Raw genomic sequence first — 23,665 nt, 5'->3', positions numbered from 1 at the left:
GTCCGATCGCTGTCATCCCGGTGCGGATCCCGGGGTCCGATTTTCACCCTTTGTGGGTAGTCGGCACGCCCCATGGCCCGCGTTCACGGCCCGTCCCTTTTTGCATCCCTTAACACGCCCGCTGTTCCACGTGGTCCAGCTTCGCGACCAGCCGCCCATGCGAACCCTCCTCTTCATCCCGCTCCTGGTCGCCACCTGCGGAGGCCCCGCGCCCGCTCCACCACCTCCGGCGCCTGACGCCACGGCGCGCATGGACAGCTTTCTGCTGAAGATGCACGATGCCGGCTTCGATGGGTCCGTGCTGGTGTTGCGTAACGGGCAGGCGTTGTTGGACAAAGGCTACGGCATCCGCGATCGCGAGCGAGAACTGCCCAACGGGCCCGGCACCGTGCACGCCATCGGCTCCATCACCAAGCAGTTCACGGCGGCCTGCATCCTGAAGCTGCAGGAACAGGGCCGATTGAAGGTGACCGACCTCTTGAGCGCGTACCTGCCCGAGGTGCCGGCCGACAAGTCGGGCATCACGTTACACCACTTGCTCACGCACAGCGCGGGCTTCCCCGGGGCCATCGGCGACGACAATGAGGCCATCGACGGCGGCGAATTCGCGCGGCTGGCCATGGCCACACCGCTGGAGTTCACGCCGGGGACCGGCTACGGCTACTCCAACGTGGGCTACAGCCTGCTGGGCCTCATCGTGGAGCGCGTCAGCGGCAAGCCCTATGAACAGTTCCTGCACGATGAACTGCTCGCACCCGCCGGGTTGAAGCGGACGGGCTACCGCATCCCGGACTGGTCGAAGGAGCCCCTGGCCATCGGCTACCGCAAGGACGGCACACGGTGGGGCACAATGCTGGATCATCCCACCGTGAACGGTGCACCGGGCTGGCACCTGCGCGCCAATGGTGGCCTGCTCAGCAGCACGCACGACATGGCGGCCTGGGTGGAGGCGCTGCGCACCCACACCGTCCTCTCCGAGGCTAGTACCAAGGCCATGTTCACCCCGCATGTGGAGGAAGGGGAGGGCGCAGGGTCGCACTACGGATACGGCTGGGCCATCTTCCGCACGCCGCGAGGAACGCGCCTCATCACGCACAACGGGGGCAACGGCGTGCAGTTCGCCGACGTGCTCTGGTACGCCGATGAGGGCGTCACCGTCGTGCTGATGAGCAATGCCAACCAGCGCGGCATGCAGGACATCGCCTGGGACCTGGGCCGCATGGTGTTCGACAGCAGCTACGTGCCGCCCCTGCCCGAGCCCGCGAAGGTCCTGGACGGTGTGCCCGAGGGTCCGGTCGGTGAGCGGATGAAGGCGCTGTCCGCCATCATCGGATCCACCGGCGGGGAGGATGAGCTCACGGCCTGGTTCGCTGTGAATTTCGGCCCCGGTTTCCTGAACGACATCCCGATGGACGAGCACCTGTCGGTGTTCAACCGCCTGCGCGCCGACATCGGGGCCAACCGCATCGATGCCGTGGAGCAGCTCAGCCCGGAGGAGTACGCCGTGGTGCTGGTCAGCGCACGTGACCAGGGCCGGTGGCGGGTCATGATGCACCTGCGGCCCAGCGATGCCCGGATCAGCGGCCTGGGCGTGGAGGCGGTGCCGTCCTCCGCCGCGCGATAGGGTGCGCGCAAGGGGCCATCGCCCCGTTCAGCCTGTTCAGCGCGTGGTGGCCACCGTGTGTACGGTGCCTCCGATGGGTTGGGTCGTCCACGCGCCATTCCCGTTGTCGTCCACGGAAAAGGCATAGGCCGTATTGAAGTTCCAGACCACGACCTTGCCGCCATGCCCGATGTGGCTGTGCCCCGAGTTGCCGAGCGCCTGGGAGGTCCAGACCCCCGTCCCTGAGGCATCCACGTGGAAGGCATAGGCCGTCGCGTTGTTGTACAGGACCACCGCGCGGTCCGAGCTCACCGCCGTGTGGTTGGTGTTGCCCAGCGGCTGCGTCACCCAGTGGCCCTGCCCCGAGTTGTCCAGGTGGAACGCATGGGCCATGGCCGTGTTGAAGACCACCACCGCCCGCTTGGATGAGCTGTTGGAGTGGTTCGTGTTGCCGAGCGGATGGACCACCCAGCTGCCGGTGCCGTTCGCATCCTGGTGGAATCCATAGGCCATCGCCGCGTTGTACAACACGATCAGGCTGTCGCGCACGTTCGGGTCGCAGCCGCCGACACCAGGCAGCCCCTGGGGACCCGGAGGGCCTTGGGGGCCGGGCTGGCTGTTGGCCGCGTGCAGCGCATACGGCACGCTCAGCAGCTCACTGGTGCCGGTCACCGTGTAGTTCGTGCCGCCTGCGGGGTCCACTTCGGTCTTCAGGAAGTAGGGCCCCTGGGTCCAGTCGATGGCGCTCACCGCCCCCGAGATCACCGCACCGCCACCGATCTCCAGCGTGGCCAGCCCATTGGCGTTGGTCACCGGCTGATGCGCTTCCACATACACCGCCGGGCCCTGTGCGGAGCCTTGCAGGATGCTGAGCTGCAGCCCCACGGCGGAGCCGGCCACCAACGCCTGACCCGCATCGCGGATCACGGCCTGGTAGCTCATCCGTTCGGGGGCCTGGGCCATGGCGGATGCGATCGAGAGGGCGGACAGCAGCAGGAGGTGGCTTCGTTTCATCGTGGCTCGAGATGGAGGAGGTTCAGGGTGTGGCCGTGCCTGCCGGTTTGCCGGAGCTCAAGCACGAGCGGGCCGGTGGCAAGGCCACGCAGATCGATCACGGTGCGCGTCGACGCGATCCGAAGCACCCGCAGCTCCCTGCCGGTGGCATCGAACAGATGGACGGTGGATCCATCGACACGCTCCGGTGGAAGGGTCAGCAGCGCTTCATCACCCGCCGGGTTCGGGGCCAGGTGGACCGCACCGGCCCCGGCCTGCTCCGCCGCTCCGGTGGACGGGTCGAGAACGGGCTGTTGAACACCGGGCGCGCAGGTCCCCGAAGGGTCCTCCACCGGTTCGACCACCGGCTGCCCGATGCTGAAGGCGATGGAGCCGCCCCCTTGATCCCCATCGCCACCGCCGCTCAGGACCGCCTCTTGCGCGGACACGCCGCGGACCGCCGACAGCAGGACAACGAGCCACAGGAACCTGATCGAGGATGGAGGGGGACAGGAACTCCCGGCCATGCCCGTAAAAGAACACAAACACGTGGAACCACGATGTAGCAGGCCCGCTGGGGAGCGGCGAGCAGGAGCAGCGTCGCGGCTGCAGGCCGGGCACCGCCGTGAGCAAGGCAAGCCGCATCGAGCAAGGTCACTCATGCTGGTGTCGGCCCAGGCGGGTCTGCTCCGTGGCACTCGCGCGTGTTCGCAACGCGCACCCGCATCACGGTGGGTTTCTATAGATGCGCTGGTTCGGTGAGAGCGCCCGCGTGACGAACGTGGGCGAAAGAGGTGGCGTAGTCGATCGACTTTCTTGTACTCGCGCGAGCGTCCACGCTCGTGCCACTCATGCGGCACTTGGTACGAGCGAGGACGCTCGCACCAGAGGGGGGTTAAACCTCAGGGTCATGAGGCAAATACCCAGTAGGCACTATAAGTTTAGACTCTACCAAGAGCACCGACTTCATGATGAGTGATCTTGAGTCACGAAGGTCAGAAATTAGGGCGTCGATTGCAGCAATCGACCGTAATCTTCCGGTGAGCAATTGGTTAAACTTTGTATCAAGGGCTTCCAAAGCGTGCAAAAGACCCTCAGCCTCAGGTATAGACTTGTCGAGCGAATCCCTTAGCCTCTTCATTGCTGGAAGAAGGATGGGATATTGTGTCCATATTTCAGGCCTATCTCCGAAGAGTAATATTATGACCTCGACTGCTGAAACCGACTTTGTGAAGTGGGTAGAAAAGTTTCTGGAGTTCTTTGTAATTCGATTGGCGAATTTGAGCAGCTGTCTATTCGTTTTGGAAAGAGCATTTCGAATCTCGGGCGAATTAATATTAAGTCTTCTATTGTTATAAAGCGCAAAATTACTTGTGATTATTCTAATCGATTGACTGAACTCTCTTTGAGCATTGACAATCTCACTGAGGGGCTCAGTACACTCTCCAATCTGACCAGCATCAGCCGAAAGCTCTTCAACGCTACGCTCTGGATAATCTGTAGTTCGAGCAGTTCGTCTCCCTGTAGCAAACTCTTCAAGGATGGTTGTTAGCTCATCAAGTGATGTTGAATTGAGTTGGCGCAACTTATTGATTCGGAGCTTCCATCCTGCACCAGCTCGAACCACGGTAGTCCGGTTGACCACGTTCCACCAGGCGATTTTTTTGCTGGGTGAGTAAAGAACAAGAATAACTGGCATCTCCACTTGTAGATAGTATTCATAGTGTACACCACTCATTGAGTAGACGAACTCATTCTTCGTTACGCGAACATTTCCTTCGCCACTTTTCACTTGTACCATCAAGAAGCGACCCGTTGGGTTAGAGCCAACTGCCTCCTCGACTAGGGCGTCCATACCTACATCTGCTGATGGCTGTTGGCGATATATCCAACCTATGTCACGGAGAAAAATCAGGCCGACTTCATACAATCCGATATGTTCAGTTGCATTAAAACGAGCGTTCATCGTCAGTGATTGGCTCACTCCCTCACCATCCCCACCACCTTCTCCACGATGTCCTCGAGGCTGGGCTTGCGGGTGTGGTCGCCATCGCTGCCGGATGCGGGGCGGTGGGGTTTGAAGTTGAGCGTGTTCATGCAGTGGTCCTCTTCGAGCGCGGTCGGTGCTGGACCGAAAGTCGCCGCAGGGCCTCCTGTTGGGCACTGTCGCGGATGAACCCCCGCAGGCTGAGGTCCTCATCCAAGGCCTCCCAATGGATACCGATGCCCCCGCCGATGAGGCGCCATTGGCGCAACTGGGTCTCGGTGGCCTTGTGCAGCGTCCCGAGGTCGGAGAGCCGTGCCTGCAGCACATCCCCGCTGTTGAGGACGATGGCGAGCAGGTCGAGCTTCTTGTACGGATGCACATCGGCGATGCGTAGGCCTTCACGCAGGATCATGCGCTCGATCGGGTCCATGCCGCTGCCTGGCCTAATGGCCGAAGTAGTGCGTCCACGCTTGGAGGAGCTCAGGTTGATGGATGTTGACGAGCCGTTCGATCTTCCGTTGCTCACCGACCTTGAAGCCCAGCGAATATACCAACCTCGGTTCCGGGGTGAGCCACCATTTGGCCGATCCTTCACCTCGCTCCACGTGGATGTGGGGCGGTTCATCATTACTCCTTGCTGAAGAAGAACCGGAAGCCCTCAATGTCCTTGATCGCACGCGGGCTCATTCGGCGGGGCGGCTTCCTTCACTCCCTCACCATCCCCACCACCTTCTCCACGATGTCCTCGATGCTGGGCTTGCTGAAGTAGTCGCCATCGCTGCCGTAGGCGGGGCGGTGGGCCTTGGCGGTGAGCGTGGCGGGTGCGGCATCGAGCCAGCGGTAGCCGCCCTGCACCTCCAGGACCTCGCGCAGCAGGGTGGCGCTGGCGCCGCCGGGCACGTCCTCGTCCACCACCAACAGGCGGTTGGTCTTGCGCAGGCTCTCCACGCACAGCCCCGTACGGTCGAAAGGGAGCAGGGTGCGCGCATCGATGAGCTCCACGTGGATGCCCAGCTCCGCGAGCGTGTCGCAGGCCTTGGCGCACAGGGTGAAGGTGCTGCCGTAGCTCAGCAGGGTGAGATCGCGGCCTTCGCGCACCACCTCGGCGATGCCGATGGGCACGGTGAAGGCGCCGAGGTTGGCGGGCATCCGCTCCTTGCTGCGGTAGCCGTTGAGGCACTCGATCACCAGCGCGGGGTCGTCGGCCTGCAGCAGCGTGTTATACATACCGGCGGCCTGCTGCATGGTGCGCGGGGTGCACACCACGATGCCGCGCACGCTGTGCAGGATCATGCCCATGGGACTGCCGCTGTGCCACACGCCCTCCAGCCGGTGGCCGCGCGTGCGGATGATCAGCGGGCACTTCTGGCCGCCCTTGGTGCGCCAGTGCACCGTGGCCAGGTCGTCGCTCATGCCCTGCAGGCAGTAGAGCAGGTAGTCCAGGTACTGGATCTCCGCCACGGGGCGCAGCCCGCGCAGCGCCATGCCGATGCCCTGGCCCAGGATGGTGGCTTCGCGGATGCCGGTGTCCGCCACGCGCTGCTCGCCGAAGCGCGCCTGCATGCCCTCCATGCCCTGGTTGACGTCGCCGATCTTGCCGGTGTCCTCCCCGAAGGTGAGCAGGCGCGGTTCACGCTCGAAGAGCGCGGCGAAGTTGTCCCGGATGATGACGCGGCCGTCCACCTCCGGCGCGTCGGGTGCGAACGTCGCGGGCACCTCCGCCACGTTCAGGCAGCTGCCGGCGCCCTCCTGGTAGAGGTGGCTGCCGTAGCGCGCTGCGTTGTCGTCGAGGGCGCGGTCCACCCAGCGGCGGAGCTGGTCGTGTTCAGGCAGGGATGCCTGCCCGACCAGCAGGGCGCGGCGGGCGGCGCTGAGCACTTCCTTGCGGCCGGGGTTCATCTCGCTGCGCAGGCCCTGGGCCAGGGCGGGGTCCACGGCTTCGATCAGCGGCAGCACGGCATCGCGCTCGGCCAGGATCTCCTCCTGGAAGGCCTTCCACGCCGCCTTCTGCGCCGCGCGGGCCTCGGCCTTGGCGCGCACCTCGATGGCGTCCAGCTCATCCGCAGTGGCCAGCACCTCGCCGCCGGGGCGGAAGCCCAGGATCCACTCGCGGAACTTCACGTTGCAGTCGTACACCTTGTACCAATCGAGCAGCGGCACCTCCTGCAGCGGCGTGCCGTCCTTGTCGCGGATCCAGTCGCTCACGCCGCTCTTGTAGCGCTCGTGGCTGCCGCTGGTGCTGTGACCCTGCGGCTGCGTCACCTCCTCCACGTGGATCAGGCAGGGCACGTGCTCCGAGCGGCACAGCGCGATGGCCTTCTCGTAGGTCCTGTTCAGGTGGGCATAGTCCCAGCCCTTGGTGCGGTAGATGCGCAGGCCGTTGCCGTCCTCCTCCTTCTCGAACCCGGTCAGGGCCCTGCTGATGCTGCCCTTGGTGGTCTGGTGCGCCTTGCTGACGCTGATGCCCCAGCCATCGTCCCACACGCTCATGGCCAGGGGGACCTGCAGCACGCAGGCGGCGTTCATCGTCTCCCAGAAGTGGCCCTCGCTGGTGCTGGCGTCGCCAATGGTGCCGAAGGCCACCTCGTTGCCCTGGTCGGTGAGGTGGGTGAGGGCGTGCAAGGCGGGGTCGTGGCGGAACACCTTGCTGGCCTGCGCCAGGCCCAGCAGGCGCGGCATCTGTCCGGCGGTGGGGGAGATGTCGGGCGATGAGTTGGGCTGCGCCATCAGGTCCTTCCACGCGCCGTGGTCGTCGAGGCTGCGCGTGGCGAAGTGGCCGTTCATGCTGCGGCCGGCGCTGCTGGGGTCCGCGTTCACATCGGCGTGGGCGTAGAGCTGGGCGAACCACTGCTGCACGGTGAGCTCGCCGATGGCGAACATGAAGGTCATGTCGCGGTAGTAGCCGCTGCGCCAGTCGCCGTTGCGGAACTGCTTGGCCATGCACACCTGCGCCAGCTCCTTGCCATCGCCGAAGATGCCGAACTTGGCCTTGCCGCCCAGCACTTCCTTGCGGCCGATCAGGCTGGCCTCACGGCTCGTTACGCAGAGTTCATAGTCGCGCAGGATCTCCTGCTTCACCTCCTCCAGGGTCAGCTCTTCGGTCAGGTCGGTCTTGCGGGCCATCGGTCGCGGTCTTCCGCGCGAAGGTAGGCCTTGAGGCGTGTGGGCGGGCGGGGGGGGCGTCCGTTCCGCTCCTCCGCCCACCGGGGTGTGTTGATCGATGAGCGGGAACTTTTCTGCGACGAAACCCAAAGTCTTCTAGATTTGAATGCAACTCCCCCGCCATGAACATCGTCGCGCGTTCGTTGCTGTGCATCGGGATGGGATGGGCGATGAGCTGCGCGGCCCAGCCGCCGGGGACCTTGGACAGCAGTTTCGCGGGGGATGGATTGCTCGTCCAGGTGGGGTACAAGGGTGTGGTTGACCTCGCGTTTAACGATGATGGTAGGATCTATGCCCTTGCAGGGGATTTCTCCACCGGAACCGTGGTGGTCGCCTTGAACGAGGATGGGAGCAGCAATACGGCCTTTGGGGTGGTCAGTGTCATGGCGGGTGGTACAGCGAGCCCGGTTCGGATCCTCGTCGATTCCCAACAGCGCATTGTGGCGATCACGTCCAAAGGACTATGCAGATATCTCCAGACAGGCGCGGTCGATAGTACGTTCGGCACCAACGGTGTGGTGCTCGCGGATTCGCTTGGGATATCGATCATCAAGGACGCGGATATATCCGCAACCGATCAGTTCTTGGTGATCGGTAATACAGGCACGTTGGGATCAAGGCTGACCAGGCTTGGATCTGAAGGGGAGGTGGTCCCAACTTTTGGATCGGGCGGTTATGTGGATCGCGTTGGTGCACCGTGTACTTGGAGGTATGAGGGGAGAAGGTGCAGGTTTCGCGCGGATGGTTCCATCCTGGAGGGTTTCAACCAACGCACTTGGCAATGTGCACCAGGCTCCCCTGTATTCCGCATCGGCGTCGTTGAGCGCGATCCGTTAGGCGCATTCGTGGATACCATCTACCATCAAGTGATGGTCCTCGGCCTAAACATCGATCTGGCGCAATTGCTTGGATCGATGGACGGAAGAACATTCCTGGGGTATACCAGGCTTGGGTCTGGCGCTCATGTGGTCGTCGTTGGCCTTGATGGCATGGCCACGGTGGATCCGGATCAGGATCCTGGTTGGGATTGCCCGGCTGCGTTCCCTGCCCTTGATCCGTACGGAGGCCGCATGGATCAGGATGCCTCAGGTGCGGTGTTCTGGCCATGGTCGCCGTCATGGCCAGGTGTGTGGGGGGTCAAACGGACTCTTCCAGGCTCGATCGAGATCGACACATCGTGGTGCGCGAATGGTGGAACGAGTACGTCCTTCCCTTCATTTCTTTATGCCCAAGCAGAGGTCGCCAAAGTGCAATTTGATGGTAAGCTCATCGTTGGAGGATCGGCATATAACACTAGTAGAACATTTGCGCTCGCCCGCTACCACAACATCCCCGACCCGCGCGCCAAGCTGGATCTGCGGCTCTTCCTGGGCGGGTGCTGGGACCCGAACACCGTGCTGATGCACGACAGCCTGCGCGTGCAGGGCCTGATCCCGCTTGCGCAGCCCTATCCGGCCCCTGTCTTCACCCCCGCGAACGGTGTGGGGGCGGGGATGACCTCCGCGAGCGTGCTGGACGAGAGCGGGCCGGAGGCTGCGGTGGATTGGGTCTGGCTGGACCTGCTCAGCGCGGCCGACACCGCGACGGTGCTGGCCACGCGGGTCGGTCTGGTGCGGCGCAACGGCCGGGTCACCAGCCCGATCAACCACGACCCGATCGACTTCAGTGCGGGGGCGGGCAGCTACTTCCTGCGCGTGCGGCACCGCAACCACCTGGGCGTGACGTTGAGCGTGCCGCTGGCCTTGAGCGACAGCGTGGTAGCGGTGGACCTGACGGACCCGGCCACGGCCACCTTCGGGGTGCAGGCGCAGCAGGAGTCGCATGGCGTGCACATGCTGTGGCCGGGCGATGCCACCGGCGACGGGCTGGTGCGCTACGCGGGAGCGGGCAACGACCGCGATGCGGTGCTGGTGGCCATCGGCGGCACACCGCCCACGGCGAGCAGCACGGGCTACCTGCGGGCCGATGTGAACCTGGACGGGGTGGCGAAGTACGCCGGTGCGGACAACGATCGGGACCTGATCCTGCAGACCATCGGCGGGGTGCAGCCCACGGCGGTGCGAATGGAGCAACGGCCGTGAGCACCTCGCGCAGGTACGCACGCCCACGCGACCGATCCCACTGATCGAACCATCTTCCCATCCCGGCGGGCGGATCACTCCTCCGGTCGGATCGTGGGAGCAGGAGCCCGTTGTGCATGGAACCTTGGCGGCCCCAACGCTGCCGAACATGCGCCGATCCCTGCTGCTCCTCTCGCTCCTGTCCTCGGTCGTCCACGGTCAGGTGCCGCAAGGCGGTGCGCCGTACCACTGGGGGCAGCGTGCCCGGGCGAACGATCTGCCCACCTTCGCACCCAACGGTCCGCTGGAGGAGGCGCGCCACGCGGAGCCCACCGGACTCGCCTTCCGCTACGGCACGCAGCGCTGGCTTCAGGCCGACCTGGTCACCGAGGGCCTGTGGGACAGCCTGCCCGGCGGACTGCTGCGCGGACGTCTCCGGCTATCGAGCCCGGGTGCCGCCATGCTCGCGGTGCAGTTCGAACGCTTCGACCTGCCGGATGGCGCCTTGCTCTTCGTGGTCGATGCCGCACAGAGGCAATACCTCGGCGGCTTCGGCGAGGCCAACGAACTGCCCGACGGCACCTTCGCCACGGCCCTGCTGCCCGGTGATGCCGTGGTGCTGGAACTGCAGGTGCCGGCCGAACGCCGCGCCGACTGTGCCGTCATTGTGGGCAGCGTCACCCATGCCTTCCACGATCCCTTCAGCAGCACCGCGGCCGGCACGCCCAAGGACTACGATCCGGGCTACCAGAGCGCGGCCTGCCACACGAACGTGGCCTGCCCGGCCGCCAGCGACTGGCAGACGGTGAAGCGGGCCACGGCCATGTTCCTCCGCCCCGACGGCAACGGATGCACCGGCACCCTGGTGAACAACACCGCCAACAACGGGACCCCGTACTTCCTGCTGGCCAACCACTGCTACCAGCCGAACACCAGCGGCTGGGTCTTCTACTTCAACTACGAGTCCACCGGCTGCACGGGCAGCAGCGGGTCCACGAGCCAGACGATCACCGGATGCACCTTGAAGGCCAGCGATTACACCGACGACTTCGCGCTGGTGCAGTTGAGCAGCGCCCCACCGGCCAGCTACCAGCCGTACTACGCGGGCTGGGATCGCAGCGGCACCACGCCCACACGCACCGTCACCATCGAGCATCCGCTCTACGACGTGAAGAAGATCGCCTTCGACGACCAGGCGCCGACGAGCTACAGCAGCAACGGCACCAACTTCTGGCGGATGTACTGGGACAGCGGGATCATTCAAAGCGGGTCGAGCGGCTCGCCGCTGTACGATCAGCACAAGCGCCTGGTGGGCCACGTGGTGAGCGGCGCCCAGACCTGCACCAACGCGGCCACCACCTCCAGTGCTGCGGTGAAGCTCACCAGCAGCTTCGAAGGCACTGCGGCCAGCAACCGCCTGCGCGACTGGCTGGATCCCGCGAACACCACCACCGTGCTCAACGGCTACGATCCCGGTGCGGTGCCGGCACAACCGGTACGTGTGAAGCTGAAGGTGATGCTCGAAGGGGCCTACGTGACCTCGAACGGCCTGATGCGCGGCACGCTGCGCAGCAACGGGCAGGTCCCGCTCACCGAACCCTACACCGCCCTCGGCTTCGATGTGGTGAACGGCAGCGGTGGCGAGACCACCAGCAGCGCCGTGCTGGCCGTGAGCGGCAACGCGTCAGTGGTGGACTGGGTGCGTGTGGAGCTGCGCAACAAGGCGAACAGCGGGTCGTTGGTGACCGTGCGCCACGCCCTGCTGCTGCGGAACGGCACGGTGGTGGACGTGGACGGTACGAGCGATGTGGCCTTCCCCGTGGCGGCGGACAACTACTACATCGCCGTGCGGCACCGCAACCACCTCGGCGCCATGCTGGCCACCCCGCAGGCGCTCAGCACCACGGCCACGCTGAAGGACCTGACGGTGTCGGCCACGGCGTTGTACGGCGGCACCTCCGCCACCAAGTCGGTGAACGGGGTGCGCTGCCTCTATGCCGGTGATGCGAACGCGAGCGGCCACGTGAAGTACAGTGGGAGCGAGAACGACCGCGATCCGATCCTGCAGAAGGTCGGCGGCCTGGTACCCACCAACACGGTGAACGGCTACCACAAGGAGGACCTCAACCTGGACGGGGTGGTGCGCTACACCGGCAGCTCCAACGACCGCGACCTCATCCTGAACAACATCGGTGGCACCGTGCCCTCGTCGGTGCTGGTGGAGCTGCTGCCCTGATCGACAGCGTTCAGTCCACGAAGCGCGGGGCCAGCTCGGGGCTCGGGACCATGCAGGCCTCGGTGCGGCCGAACCAGCGGTAGCGCCGGCGAGCCACGGCGGTGTACACGGCATCGCGCAGCGCACGGGGCACGACCATGAACGCGAAGAGCAGGGGCCAGGCGCCGTCCAGGTCGCGTGCGAGCCAGAGCGCAGCGCTGCTGCGTCTGTGCGTGCGGCCCTGCCGCACGTAGATCAAGGTGCTGAGGACCTCGGTGTCCAGCTGCTGTTCGGCGAGCAGACGGCGACCGGTGGGACCTTGCAGGGCGGCGAAGCGGATGCGGCCCCGGCGATCCCGCGGCACCACGAAGCGCACGGCGCCGGTGCACAGGTTGCACACCCCGTCGAACAACAGCAGGTGGTCCGGCAGCGGTGTGGAGGTCATGCCTTACGACTTGGCGAGCACGCCGCAGAGGTGCCACAGCAGGCGCGCGCCCACGTTGGCGTCCCACTCGTCGTGGCGCCCGGGGGCCACCTCCACCAGGTCGAAGCCGATGAGGGTGCGGCCGCTCGCCGCCAGGCGGCTCAGCAGGTAGGTGGCCTCCTCGAAGGCCAGGCCACCGGGCACGGGCGTGCCGGTGTGCGGGCACAGCACCGGGTCCAGCCCGTCGATGTCGAAGCTCACGTGCACCTTCTCCGGCAGCGCCGCGATGATGGCATCGCATTGCTCGCGCCAAGTGATGCCCTCGTACTGCTGCCGGCGGATGTCCGCCGAGCGCACCACCCTCACGCGGCCCTTCTGGTCCAGGAAGGCCTTGTTCTCCTCGGCGCAGAAGTCGCGGATGCCCACCTGCACCAGCGTGCTCACCTGCGGCAGCTCCAAGGTGTTGTGCATGATGCTGGCGTGGCTGAACGTGAAGCCCTCGTACGCGTTCCGCAGGTCCATGTGCGCGTCGATGTGCAGGATGCCATAGCGCTTGTGGCGGCGGGCCAGGGCGCGGTGGAAGCCCAGCGGTGTGCTGTGGTCGCCGCCCACGAGGCCCACGAGCTTGCCGGCGTCGAGCCATTCACCCGTGCGGGCCTCCACCCATTCGTTCATCACGGCGCATTCGGCGTTCACCAGCTCCAGCGCCTTCTTGGCCTGGGCGAGGTCCTTCTTCGACCCGCCTTCGGTGAGCATGGTGATTACCTTGTGCGCCTCCTTCTTCAGCGCCTTGCTCTGCTGCAGCAGCGCCTTGGGCATCTCGTCCATGGCCACGCCGCGCTTCCACAGGTCGGGGAATTCGGGGTGGAAGAGGTCCACCTGGAAGCTGGCGTCGTAGATGGCCTGCGGGCCGTGGGCCGTGCCACCGCCGTAGCTGGTGGTCACCTCCCAGGGCACGGGCACCAGCACGATGTCCGCTTCCTCGCAGGTGAACGGCAGCCCGTACATCTGGGCGTTGGCGTCGCCGGGGCTGTTGGGGTCGAACGCGCGGATCTTGGCGGCTTTGCTCATGGGAAGGGGGCTCGGGCATGGATGCCCTCGGCGGGACGAAGATCGGTGATCGTGCGGCTCCCCTCAGGGACGAAGGATCAGCATGCTGGGGGCCTGCGCCAGCCAGGGCGCCTGTTTCTCCACGGCCCGCTTCCAGCTGTCGAGGCCGATCAGCATCAGGTCCTGCCCGATGAGCGGCCCGCCGCCGTCGATCGCGGTGGTGGACAGCTCCACCGAGCCGTGGGCCGCGCGCTGCATACCGTCCACCAGGGCGCGCAGCTCGGGGTTCTGGGTGAACACATCCGCCAGGTCGAGCAGGGTGATGTGCGCGCCGCTGTTCACCTGCAGCTTCTGCGCGTAGGTGAGCAGCGCACTGTCCGCCAGCCCGAAGAGGGGCACCACCACGCGCTCGATGCGTTGCAGGTCCTTGTCCACGTAGATGCCCAGCGGGATGCGCACCTCGCGCACGATGCGTCGCACCCGGTCGTCCAGCTCGGCCGTTTCGAAGAGCCCCTCCTTGCCCGTGAGGGTGTCCAGCAGGCGCTCCGGGTCGATGATGCGGCTGGTGAGCCCCACCAGGCGGCCCAGGAAGGTGCCCTCGTAGATGCTGCGGCCGATGCCGACGATGGCCAGGTCGAACGTGCCCGTGTTGGCGATGGTGATCAGCTCCTTCTCGATGTCGGTGCTCGGCTTGAAGAGCGTCTCCAGGGCCATGCCTTGCTGCCGCTTCTCCTTCAGGATGGGTTTGAAGATCTCGCGCTCGCGCTCGCCCAGGTCGAAGGAGTAGACGTCACCGCTGGGGGTGAGATGCAGGGCCACGAGGCCCGCGTTGTTGTTGCGTTTCAGGAAGGCGTGGGCCACCCGCACCATGTTGCGGCCGCGGCCCGGGTCGCCGAAGGGCACCAGGATGCGGAACCGCCTGGCCTCCTCGGCCACCACCCGCGCGGGGCGCTCGGCGGTGGGGAGGAGGCGCTCGATCAGCGTCAGCGCAGGGCCGGTCATCATCGTGGTGACCAGGGCCATGATCACCATCATGGTGAAGATCTCCGGGCTCATCACCCCGAGCTCGTAACCGATGTTCAGCACCACCAGCTCCATCAGTCCCCGGGTGTTCATCAGCGCGCCCACCATCAGGCTCTCCTTCAGCGGCAGCCCCACGATGCGCGCCGCCACCGCGCTTCCGGTGAACTTGCCCACCACGGCCACGACAATGATGACGGCGCACCATTTCCACAGGCCCAGGTTGTTCAGCAGGCCGATCTCCGTGCGCAGACCGGTGAACACGAAGAAGAGCGGCAGCAGGAGCACCACGGCCAGGTCCTCCACCTTGCCGATGAAGAGGCTCCGGAAGCGCTGGTCGGACGGCATGATCACGCCGGCGACGAAGGCCCCGTAGAGGGCGTGTACACCGATGACCTCCGTGGCGTAGGCCGAGAGCAGCAGCACCAGGATGAAGACGGCCACGATGGGTTTGCTGAGGCTCTCCCGGTCGGCGTACACCTCGCCCAGGCGGTTGAGGAAGGGCCGCACCACGCGCAGCATCAGCAGCATGTAGGCCAGGACCATCAGCACGGTGTACAGGCTGCTGACGATGCTGCCCGCCTTCACCACGGCGATCACCACGGCCAGCAGGCACCATGCCGTGATGTCGTCGGCGGCGGCGAACGTGATCACGGTGCTGCCGAAGGCCGTGCGGTGCAGGCCGCGCTCCTGGACGATGCGCGCCATCACCGGGAAGGCGGCGATGCTCATGGCGATGCCCATGAAGAGCGCGAACGACAGGAAATGGACGCCCTTGGGGGCAAAGGGTCCGTAGAGGAAATAGGAGAGGCCCACACCGAGGGTGTAGGGGAACACGATGCCGGCATGGCTCACCACCACGGCGTCCTGCACGCGGTCCTTCATCACCGTGAGGTTGAGCTCCATGCCGATGACGAACATGAACAGGATGAGGCCGATCTGGCTGAGGAACTGCAGGTTGCCCAGCGAGGCCGCGGGGAACAGGAACTCCGAGTAGGCCGGGAACTGCTGGCCCAGGAAGGAGGGCCCCAGGAAGATGCCGGCGGCGATCTCGCCGATCACCGTGGGCAGGCCCACCTTCTGGCAGAGGAAGCCGAAGACCCGGGCCGTGACGATGATGCAGAGGATCTGCAGCAGCAGGATGGCGAGCGGGTGCGTGAGGTTGTGGTGGTAGGTGTCCTTGAACTGCTGCCAGTGACCTTTCGCCTCCTGAGGGTCGCCGCCCATCGCGCTACCGACCTCGAGCCCGCCACCGGCGCCCACGATGCCGTACATGAGCGCCACGCAGGCGCCGATGGTGAGCACGTAGAAGAGCCAGTTGCGCCAGCGCACCATCGCGGACGCAAGGTAGACCGGCCCCTGCACCCGCACCGTATCGCCCGTGAAAAGGTCCGCCCCGTCCTCACTTGGAGAACGGGGCGGTCCCCGGCCGGATGGCTTCCCCTCGTTGCCGCCGGTGATCGGGGTTCAGGTGCGGCGGAAGACCGCCGTGAGCAGGTCGGGCGCACTGTAGGTGCGCAGGGCGCTGGTCGCGTTCGGGGCCTCGGCAGGCTCCGGCGTGGCGGCGGGAGCAGGCGTGGCCGGTGCGGCCGGGGAGGGCAGGTCATCGGGCACCTGCTCCGGCGTCACACTGCTGCTCAGTCCGCCGGAGGTCATGGTCCAGGTGCGGCCCACCATCTCGTCATCCCAGGTGTTGGTCACATTGTCCACATCGTCCAGCATGAAGCCGATGCCGCTGTTGAAGTGGACGGCACGCCCCACGGGCACCTGCACCTCGAAGCGCACGCGCTGGGCCCGCAGTTTGTCCTCCCGGGGCATGTCCACCCAGGGGGAGAGCAGGAGCAGGGAGTCGCTCTGGTCGCGGGTGAAGCCGGTGTGGCTCGCGCGGGCCAGGGCCATTTTCTCGGTGCGGCCGTTCGCGCGGCGCTCCACCACCAGGTGGAACAGGCTGTCCGGGCTCGGCACCACGTCCAGCGTGGCCCAGGCCCCGTGGATGCTGTCGGTGGTGGTCATCAGGCCCTCCATGTCCCAGTCCACGCGGCCATCGTCATAGGCCACGCGCCAGTCCTTGCCCAGCCCGCGCACGTCGTGCACGCCCAGGAAGAGGGTCTGTCCGTCGGGTTGCGCGATGGCCACCTCTTCGCGCAGCTTCTGCTCGCGCTTGAAGTCGTTGCCCAGGCGCAGGCCCACCACCAGCACCACCATCAGGGCCACGAACCAGGCGGTGCTCAAGGTCCATCCCAGCCATTGCGGCGCACGCAGGCCGGTGAGCAGGCGCAGGCCGCCGATGAAAAGGCCGATGGCCGGGATCAGCAGCAGGAGCACGGCGCACAGCACGCCCCAGAAGGCATGGGCCGCACTGTCGAACACCACCGCGCTGAGGTCGAAGAGGCCGGTGCCTTCCAGGCCGCTGAAGTGGTCGAGCGTGATGGTGCCGCCACCGACCAGCGCGCCCACCAGGGCCAGGGTGAGGATGGCGCCGAGCACCAGGGTGAACACGCCGACGATCTTGGCGGCCACGTTGGCCGCGCCGCGAGCGAACTCGCCCACGCCCTGCCTGGCCTGGCGGCCGTAGGTGCGGGCCGGTCCGTTGCTCCAGCGACGTCCCAGCTCATCGGCTTCGCGGGCCACGCGCTCAGCACCCTGCTTCACGCGCTCTGCGCCTTCCTCGAAGCTGCGCTTCAGGTTGTCCACGGTCACCGGCTCGCCTTGCATCATCAGCCGCTCGGCCGCGGTGGAGGCCTGCGGGATGAGGATCCACAGGATGATGTAGATGAGGATGGGCGAGCCCACGCCGAAGATGATCAGCAGGATGAAGGCGATGCGCATCCACAAGGGGTCGGTGCCGATGTAGGCGGCCAGACCACCGAACACGCCGCCCACCCAGCTGTCCTCCGGGTCGCGGAACAGGCGCCGGCGCCCATCGGCCGGCGGGGGGGCGGACCCCGCGCTTTCCGCACCGTCCGCATAGTCCTCCGGCTGACCCATGACGGTGATCACATGGTCCACGTCGGCGATGCCCACCACCTGGCGGCCCTGCAGCCGCTCCTGGAACAGCTCGGCAATGCGGGCCTCGATGTCGGCCATGATCTCGTCCCGGCCCTCGCTGCCGCTGAAGCGCGCGCGGATGGTGCCGAGGTAGCGGTGCAGCTTGTCGTAGGCGTCCTCCTCGATATGGAACACCGTACCGCTGATGTTGGCTGTGAGGGTCTTTTTCATCGTGCGTTGCGTCGGGTCATCTTTTTCACGGCCTGGGCCAGGTCGTCCCAGGTCTCATCCAGTTCGTTCAGGAACTTCTGGCCCACGGGGGTCAGCTTGTAGTACTTGCGCGGAGGGCCGCTGCGGCTCTCCTCCCAGCGGTAGGTCAGGAATCCGGCATCCTTCAGGCGCGTGAGCAGGGGGTAGAGGGTGCCCTCCACCACGATCAGCTTCGCGTCCTTCAGCTTGGTGATGATGTCCGGAGGATACAGCTCCTCCTGCGACAGCACCGACAGGATGCAGTACTCCAGCACGCCTTTCCGCATCTGCGCCTTGGTGTTCTCAACGTTCATCTGGGCTGTGTCTGGTACTTGACGATGCAAACATATGTGCTTGGGTTGGTACTATGCAAGACAAAGTACCTTTTTGTGACCAGCGGCGTGTCCCACGGGATGGGCGGTGGGCCACCCGGCCACGCGCCGTCGGCTACTTTTGGCCGTGCCCCGTCCGCAGCGCATGGTCATCCTCACCGCTCTTCTCCTTCTGCTGCTGGCCACCCTGGCCTGGTGGCTGTCCCGGCTGGGCTTCGCCCCGGTGAAGGGGTATGTGGACGGGTTGGCGCCTGATGGCGACGTGGAGACCTACACGCCAGGGTTCCACGACCGGGTGCGGGGCAACCTGCGGATGCTGGCCGCCGCAGCGGGTGCCGCGGCGGGCCTGCTGGTGGCCGGAGGCAGGCTGCTGGCCCGCTCGCTCCCGCGTGGTGAGACGCAGCGCGGCACCCTGTGGACCGACCTGCGGCGCGCGCTCGTCAAGCTGAACAAGCGCACCTCCCGCACGCACAAGCTCTTCGTGGCCGGGCTCATCGCCGCCGGGGCCGTGCTCCGCATCGTGCAGATGCAGGCACCGATCATCTATGACGAGGCCTTCACCTACGTGTACTACGCCGTGCGACCGCTGCCGGTGATCATCTCCGACTACAGCTACCCCAACAACCAGATCCTGCACACCCTGCTGGTGAAGCTGAGCACGGCGCTCTTCGGCGTGCACCTGTGGAGCCTGCGGCTTCCGGCGCTCCTGGCGGGCATCCTGGCCATGCCGCTGGCCTACCTCTTCGCCCGCGCGCATTTCAACCGCTACATCGCCCTGCTGATGCTCGCCTTCGTGGCCTCCAGCGGCGCGCTGATCGAGTACAGTGCCCTGGGCCGCGGCTACAGCCTCACCTGGTGCCTGCTGCTGCTGGGCTGGCTGGCCGGCCGACACTTCGCCAAGACCAACGCCCTCGGCAGTGCCATCGCCCTGGCGGTGATCAATGCGCTCGGCATGTGGACGGTGACCACCATGCTCTACATCGCCGCGGCCTGCTACCTGTGGCTGCTGCTCCACCTGATGACCGCCTACGACAGCACCCTCGCCAAACGGACACAGCGGCTGGCCCTGTCCTTCGGGCTGTTCCTGGTGCTCACCGGCGCGCTCTACATGCCGGTGATCGTGGTGCACGGCCTGGGCCAGCTCTTCCACCATCCCACCATGGGCGACAACAGCTGGGAGGTGTTCTCCGCCACCCACCAGGACCGCACCTTCGACCTCTACGCCTATCTCAACGACACGGCCGCCACCTGGATCAGTTTGCTGGGCCTGGCCGCTGTGGTCTATGCGGCGTACATCAGCTCCAAGTTCCGGCTGCTGCTGGTCGCCACCGCGCTGGGTGCCATCCCCATCGTGATCGCCCAGCGGCTGGTGGCCCCGCCGCGGGTCTGGATCTACACCCTGTTCGTGCTGCACCTCAGCTCGGCCATCGCCCTGTTCTACCTGCTGAAGCTGGTGCAGGAGACCCTGCTGACCACGCTCAGCAAACGCGTGCGCACCAGCGTCACCGCCCTCGTGGTGCTCGCCGGCTTGTCATGGACCGGCATGCGGGGCATCCAGGACCGCATCGAACGCTTTCCGGAGGCGGCCTGGACGGCCGAGTACTTCCGGGGCGCCCTCAAGCCCGCCGACCGGGTGATGACCGAGTTCCCCTGGGAGGCGCCGGTGGAGTTCCACTTCAGGGAACGCCGCATCCCCGTCGAGGCGCTCTACCGGCCCACGACCCCGGGCGCCACGCTCTACGTCCTGGTGAGCCCGGCGCGGGAACAGACCCTGGAAGGGGTGCTGCTGCACCACGACCACCGCCCCGACCAGTTGACCACGCCCGACCGGGTGAAGGACTGGAAGCGGCTGGAGGTCTGGCGCGCCACGGTGCGGTGACGACGCCTCCGCCGGAAGTTCGCTCCGAAGCGCGACCTTTGCGGCCCCGTTGCCCCCGGCAACGCCTCACACCAACCGCAGATCCCCGACGACGATGGCAGAAGAAGGCCGCCAGATCATCTTCAACATGGTGAAGGTGGGCAAGACGCTCCCTTCCGGCAAGAAGATCCTCAACGACATCTACCTCGGCTTCTACTACGGGGCCAAGATCGGCGTGCTCGGCCTCAACGGCTCGGGCAAGTCGACCCTCATGCGCATCATCGCCGGCAAGGAGAAGAGCTTCGAGGGCGATGTGCACCTGAGCCCCGGCTACTCCATCGGCCACCTGGAACAGGAGCCCGAGCTGGATGAGAGCAAGACCGTGATCGAGATCGTGCGCGAGGGGGTGAAGCCCATCATGGACCTGCTCGCCGAGTACGAGGAGGTGAACAAAAAGTTCGCCGACGAGGAGGTGCTGAACGACCCGGACAAGATGGACAAGCTCATCGCCCGGCAGGCCGCCCTGCAGGACAAGATCGAGGTGAGCGATGCCTGGAACATCGACCAAAAGCTGGAGGTGGCCATGGACGCCCTGCGTTGCCCGGACGGCGACACGACGATCAAGGTGCTGAGCGGTGGGGAACGCCGCCGCGTGGCCCTGTGCCGCCTGCTGCTGCAACAGCCGGACATCCTGCTGCTGGACGAACCCACCAACCACCTCGATGCCGAGAGCGTGGCCTGGCTCGAGCTGCACCTGCAGCAGTACAAGGGCACCGTGATCGCCATCACCCACGACCGCTACTTCCTGGACAACGTGGCCGGCTGGATCCTGGAGCTGGACCGCGGCGAGGGCATCCCCTTCAAGGGCAATTACACCAACTGGCTGGAGCAGAAGACCGCCCGCATGGCCCAGGAGGAGAAGCAGGAGAGCAAGCGCCAGCGCGTGTTGAAGCAGGAGCTCGAGTGGGTGCGCAGCAACGCCAGCGCCCGCCGCACCAAGAGCAAGGCCCGTCTGCAGAACTACGAGAAGATGCAGAGCGAGAGCGTCAAGGAGAAGGAGGCCAAGCTGGAGATCTTCATCCCCAACGGACCGCGTCTGGGCGACAAGGTGATCGAGTTCAAGAACGTGAGCAAGGGCTTCGGCGACCGGCTGCTCATCGACAACCTCAGCTTCGCCCTGCCGCCCGCCGGTATCGTGGGCATCATCGGCCCCAACGGCGCCGGTAAGACCACCCTGTTCCGCATGGTGATGGGCGCGGAGAAGCCGGACAGCGGCACCATCACCATCGGGGAGACCGTACAGATCGCCTACGTGGACCAGAGCCACAAGGACCTCGTGGCTGAGAAGACCGTGTACGAGGTGATCAGTGGCGGCCTGGAGAACATCACCTTCGGCAACGTGGTGATGAACACCCGCGCCTACCTCAGCCGCTTCAACTTCAGCGGCACCGACCAGAACAAGAAGGTGGGCGTGCTCTCCGGGGGCGAACGCAACCGCCTGCACCTGGCCATGACCGTGAAGCAGAGCAGCAACGTGCTGCTGCTGGACGAACCCACCAACGACCTGGACGTGAACACGCTGCGCGCGCTGGAGGAGGCCATCCAGGACTACAGCGGCTGCGCCGTGATCATCAGCCACGACCGCTGGTTCATGGACCGCGTGTGCACGCACATCCTCGCCTTCGAGGGCGACAGCCAGGTGTACTGGTTCGAAGGCGGCTTCACCGATTACGAGGAGAACCGCAGGAAGCGCCTCGGCGGCGATATCGTGCCGCACCGGATCAAGTACCGGAAGCTGGTGCGGGGATGAGCCCACGCGCCATGCGCGTATGAATGTGCAAGGGGGACGACCGCATCGCGATCATCCCCCTTGCACGTTCAGGAACGGTCAGCGCTTGACCACGGGGACATGCATGATGGCGCCATCCGGACCCTCAAGCCGGATGAGGTACTGTCCCGGCACGTACCCGGAGAGGTCCACGACCTGCAGATGGTCGCGCCCGGCGGCGAAACGAATGCCGTCCAGCAGCCGTCCTTGCGTGTCCCTGACCTCCATGAGGTAGCTGCCGGGGACCATGTTCCGGAGATCGAGCGTGGTGGTCGCTCCCGTCGGGTTCGGGTAGGCCTGGACGGTCCCCACGGGCCGCTCTTCGCCGATCCCGACGTAGCCACAGGTATACTCCAGCGACCATCCCTCGTCGTTCACGCTGCCGTCCGTCATGAACTCCACGTAGGCCGTCCCCGATGCGCAGGTGACCATGGGCGGCAGGGTCGACCCACTGTGCTCGAGGACCACCGGGGCGTTGGCATCCGCCCCATCATGGATGCGGAGGAGGTCATATCCGGACTCGGTACCGAAGCTGTTGAAGGTCAGCTCCAACGACAGCGCGTTCGACGGTGCGATCAGCCACGAGCAGGAGGCCTGGTCGCCATAGTTCGCCGTGGAGCTCCCATCGGTCAGCGTGCCCGGGCAATCGGTCAGGGTGGTGGGTCCTGCACAGGGGATGTTCGCCGCGTAGTCCAGGGACCAACCCTGGTAGGTGACCGAGCCGTCCGTGGTGAACTTCACGAACGCGTAGCCCGCGGTCGTCATGATGTTCTGTTGGGCGTTGGACCCGGTGAGGGTGGCGAGCACCGGTGCGTTGTCATCAGCTCCATCATGGACGGTCACCTGGTCACAGCAGGACTCCAGGTCCATGTAGGTGAAGTCCACGGTGATGCGATTGGCACCCGGCGGAGAGATGAGCCACGAGCAGTCCGCGTAGTTCCCGTGCGTGGAACCGTCACTGCCATCAGCGATGCTCCCGGCCGGGTCCGTCAGCTGGGTGGTCCCGGAGCAGTATGAGCAGTAGTACTGACCGGTGAAACCTGCACCGACCACGGAGCCGTCCGTGCTCATCTCAACGAACATGCTGCCTCCAGTGGATAGGATCCCGTTGGGGGCCGTGGTCCCCGTGTAGGTGCCGATCAGCGGCGCATTGTTGTTGGGGCCATCGTACACCCGGATGAAGTCGCAGCAGGATTCCATATCGATGGAGTAGAGGTCCAACCGGATCGATTCCGCATTCGGGGGTTGGAGCAGCCAGGTGTACGTGATGTTGTTGTCGTAATCGCCATTGCCATCGGTCAATCCCTCCTGGCAGCTGGTCCGTACGGCATTGTAGGAGTCCCACCAGGCGCTGAACCCGGGGGCCGTCACCGAACCGTCCGTGGTCCATGTCACGAAGGCATAGATGCCCGTGGTGAACACGATCGGCGGAACGGCGTTGCCGGAGTACTCCCCGACGAGCGGTGAATTGGCATCGGGGCCATCATAGATGCGCACAACGTCATACCCGGCCTCCGTGTTGAAGTCGTAGAATCCGAGCCGCACGGCACCGCCGATGCGGGATTCGAAGCGCCACTCACAGTACTGGTTGTTGTTGTAGTTGTTGCCACCGCTTCCATCGTCATAGAAGCCCACGTGTCCATACTGGATGTTCCCGCTGCACTGGCCCCAGGCCCGGGTGCTGAACGTGGATATGACCAAGGCAAAAAGGAGGAGTATTGAGTTTCTCATGCGTTGCGTTTTAATTGTTCGTAGGTCATGGGCAAACGTATCCGGGCCCATCGAGGCGGACGTCATTGGGATGAATGATATCGGTGGGGCGGAGCTGCCTGGACGGATCGCTGCGCGATGCGCCTTCCATCGTTCCGAGGGCGTGCTTCGGGCTTATCCCTTGCA

At 65.5% G+C, this 23,665-nt stretch carries 17 protein-coding genes; 5 read left to right on the top strand and 12 right to left on the bottom strand.

What is annotated here, in order from left to right; genetic code table 11:
• Positions 1–157 precede the first annotated feature (157 nt).
• Positions 158–1,624, top strand: a complete 1,467-nt coding sequence (locus IPM49_05420) for a beta-lactamase family protein (protein MBK9273967.1) — start codon at positions 158–160, stop codon at positions 1,622–1,624.
• 36 nt (positions 1,625–1,660) lie between these two features.
• Here IPM49_05420 and IPM49_05415 read toward each other — a convergent pair whose 3' ends face one another.
• The 6 genes from IPM49_05415 to IPM49_05390 form a co-directional block, all read right to left on the bottom strand.
• Positions 1,661–2,617: a hypothetical protein gene (locus tag IPM49_05415; GenBank protein MBK9273966.1), complete on the bottom strand. Its 957-nt coding sequence runs from the start codon at positions 2,615–2,617 to the stop codon at positions 1,661–1,663.
• Complete coding sequence (locus tag IPM49_05410; GenBank protein ID MBK9273965.1) at positions 2,614–3,123, bottom strand: T9SS type A sorting domain-containing protein; 510 nt, start codon at positions 3,121–3,123, stop codon at positions 2,614–2,616. Before IPM49_05410 ends, IPM49_05415 begins: the two co-directional genes overlap by 4 nt.
• A 368-nt stretch (positions 3,124–3,491) precedes the next feature.
• Positions 3,492–4,580 carry a DUF4365 domain-containing protein gene (locus IPM49_05405; GenBank protein ID MBK9273964.1) on the bottom strand — a complete coding sequence of 363 codons (1,089 nt, stop codon included), beginning with the start codon at positions 4,578–4,580 and terminating at the stop codon, positions 3,492–3,494.
• A 109-nt stretch (positions 4,581–4,689) separates the two neighbouring features.
• Positions 4,690–5,013, bottom strand: a complete 324-nt coding sequence (locus IPM49_05400) for a DUF2442 domain-containing protein (protein ID MBK9273963.1) — start codon at positions 5,011–5,013, stop codon at positions 4,690–4,692.
• A gap of 13 nt (positions 5,014–5,026) precedes the next feature.
• Complete coding sequence (locus IPM49_05395; protein ID MBK9273962.1) at positions 5,027–5,260, bottom strand: DUF4160 domain-containing protein; 234 nt, start codon at positions 5,258–5,260, stop codon at positions 5,027–5,029.
• Positions 5,261–5,288: 28 nt separating this feature from the next.
• Positions 5,289–7,706 (bottom strand): transketolase, encoded by a 2,418-nt coding sequence (locus IPM49_05390; protein ID MBK9273961.1) that lies wholly within the window; start codon positions 7,704–7,706, stop codon positions 5,289–5,291.
• A 1,286-nt stretch (positions 7,707–8,992) separates the two neighbouring features.
• On the opposite strand from IPM49_05390, the gene IPM49_05385 reads away from it, so the two are divergent.
• Both IPM49_05385 and IPM49_05380 read left to right on the top strand, forming a co-directional pair.
• A complete protein-coding gene (locus tag IPM49_05385) occupies positions 8,993–9,826 on the top strand; it encodes a hypothetical protein (protein MBK9273960.1) in 834 nt (277 codons plus the stop codon).
• Between the two features lie 148 nt (positions 9,827–9,974).
• Positions 9,975–12,041, top strand: coding sequence for a hypothetical protein (locus tag IPM49_05380; GenBank protein ID MBK9273959.1), 2,067 nt, complete (start codon positions 9,975–9,977; stop codon positions 12,039–12,041).
• A gap of 10 nt (positions 12,042–12,051) precedes the next feature.
• Here IPM49_05380 and IPM49_05375 read toward each other — a convergent pair whose 3' ends face one another.
• The 5 genes from IPM49_05375 to IPM49_05355 form a co-directional block, all read right to left on the bottom strand.
• Positions 12,052–12,465 (bottom strand): DUF393 domain-containing protein, encoded by a 414-nt coding sequence (locus IPM49_05375; GenBank protein ID MBK9273958.1) that lies wholly within the window; start codon positions 12,463–12,465, stop codon positions 12,052–12,054.
• 3 nt (positions 12,466–12,468) lie between these two features.
• Complete coding sequence (locus tag IPM49_05370; protein MBK9273957.1) at positions 12,469–13,515, bottom strand: agmatinase family protein; 1,047 nt, start codon at positions 13,513–13,515, stop codon at positions 12,469–12,471.
• Between the two features lie 63 nt (positions 13,516–13,578).
• Complete coding sequence (locus tag IPM49_05365) at positions 13,579–15,849, bottom strand: cation:proton antiporter (protein ID MBK9273956.1); 2,271 nt, start codon at positions 15,847–15,849, stop codon at positions 13,579–13,581.
• Positions 15,850–15,981: 132 nt separating this feature from the next.
• Complete coding sequence (locus IPM49_05360) at positions 15,982–17,733, bottom strand: PspC domain-containing protein (protein ID MBK9273955.1); 1,752 nt, start codon at positions 17,731–17,733, stop codon at positions 15,982–15,984.
• A complete protein-coding gene (locus IPM49_05355) occupies positions 17,730–18,065 on the bottom strand; it encodes a PadR family transcriptional regulator (protein ID MBK9273954.1) in 336 nt (111 codons plus the stop codon). Before IPM49_05355 ends, IPM49_05360 begins: the two co-directional genes overlap by 4 nt.
• A gap of 145 nt (positions 18,066–18,210) precedes the next feature.
• Between IPM49_05355 and IPM49_05350 the strand changes: the two genes are divergently transcribed.
• Together IPM49_05350 and ettA are read left to right on the top strand one after the other, a co-directional pair.
• The gene (locus tag IPM49_05350) at positions 18,211–19,962 is read left to right on the top strand and encodes a glycosyltransferase family 39 protein (protein MBK9273953.1); all 1,752 of its coding nucleotides are present in this window, start codon (positions 18,211–18,213) and stop codon (positions 19,960–19,962) included.
• A gap of 94 nt (positions 19,963–20,056) precedes the next feature.
• The gene (ettA, locus tag IPM49_05345) at positions 20,057–21,751 is read left to right on the top strand and encodes an energy-dependent translational throttle protein EttA (protein ID MBK9273952.1); all 1,695 of its coding nucleotides are present in this window, start codon (positions 20,057–20,059) and stop codon (positions 21,749–21,751) included.
• Positions 21,752–21,829: 78 nt separating this feature from the next.
• On the opposite strand, the gene IPM49_05340 is transcribed toward ettA, so the two are convergent.
• Positions 21,830–23,470: a T9SS type A sorting domain-containing protein gene (locus IPM49_05340; protein ID MBK9273951.1), complete on the bottom strand. Its 1,641-nt coding sequence runs from the start codon at positions 23,468–23,470 to the stop codon at positions 21,830–21,832.
• Positions 23,471–23,665 lie beyond the last annotated feature (195 nt).

This window comes from Flavobacteriales bacterium, assembly GCA_016715895.1.
In the GTDB taxonomy this organism is placed as follows: domain Bacteria; phylum Bacteroidota; class Bacteroidia; order Flavobacteriales_F; family PHOS-HE28; genus PHOS-HE28.
This window is presented reverse-complemented; position numbering and strand designations above follow the sequence as displayed.

Excerpts from the sequence above, each read along its gene's own strand:
- IPM49_05420 (MBK9273967.1), top strand. The coding sequence starts at position 158 with ATGCGAACCCTCCTCTTCATCCCGCTCCTGGTCGCCACCTGCGGAGGC.
- IPM49_05415 (MBK9273966.1), bottom strand. The coding sequence starts at position 2,617 with ATGAAACGAAGCCACCTCCTGCTGCTGTCCGCCCTCTCGATCGCATCC.
- IPM49_05410 (MBK9273965.1), bottom strand. The coding sequence starts at position 3,123 with ATGGCCGGGAGTTCCTGTCCCCCTCCATCCTCGATCAGGTTCCTGTGG.
- IPM49_05400 (MBK9273963.1), bottom strand. The coding sequence starts at position 5,013 with ATGGACCCGATCGAGCGCATGATCCTGCGTGAAGGCCTACGCATCGCC.
- IPM49_05390 (MBK9273961.1), bottom strand. The coding sequence starts at position 7,706 with ATGGCCCGCAAGACCGACCTGACCGAAGAGCTGACCCTGGAGGAGGTG.
- IPM49_05380 (MBK9273959.1), top strand. The coding sequence starts at position 9,975 with ATGCGCCGATCCCTGCTGCTCCTCTCGCTCCTGTCCTCGGTCGTCCAC.
- IPM49_05375 (MBK9273958.1), bottom strand. The coding sequence starts at position 12,465 with ATGACCTCCACACCGCTGCCGGACCACCTGCTGTTGTTCGACGGGGTG.
- IPM49_05370 (MBK9273957.1), bottom strand. The coding sequence starts at position 13,515 with ATGAGCAAAGCCGCCAAGATCCGCGCGTTCGACCCCAACAGCCCCGGC.
- IPM49_05365 (MBK9273956.1), bottom strand. The coding sequence starts at position 15,849 with ATGGTGCGCTGGCGCAACTGGCTCTTCTACGTGCTCACCATCGGCGCC.
- IPM49_05360 (MBK9273955.1), bottom strand. The coding sequence starts at position 17,733 with ATGAAAAAGACCCTCACAGCCAACATCAGCGGTACGGTGTTCCATATC.
- IPM49_05355 (MBK9273954.1), bottom strand. The coding sequence starts at position 18,065 with ATGAACGTTGAGAACACCAAGGCGCAGATGCGGAAAGGCGTGCTGGAG.
- ettA (MBK9273952.1), top strand. The coding sequence starts at position 20,057 with ATGGCAGAAGAAGGCCGCCAGATCATCTTCAACATGGTGAAGGTGGGC.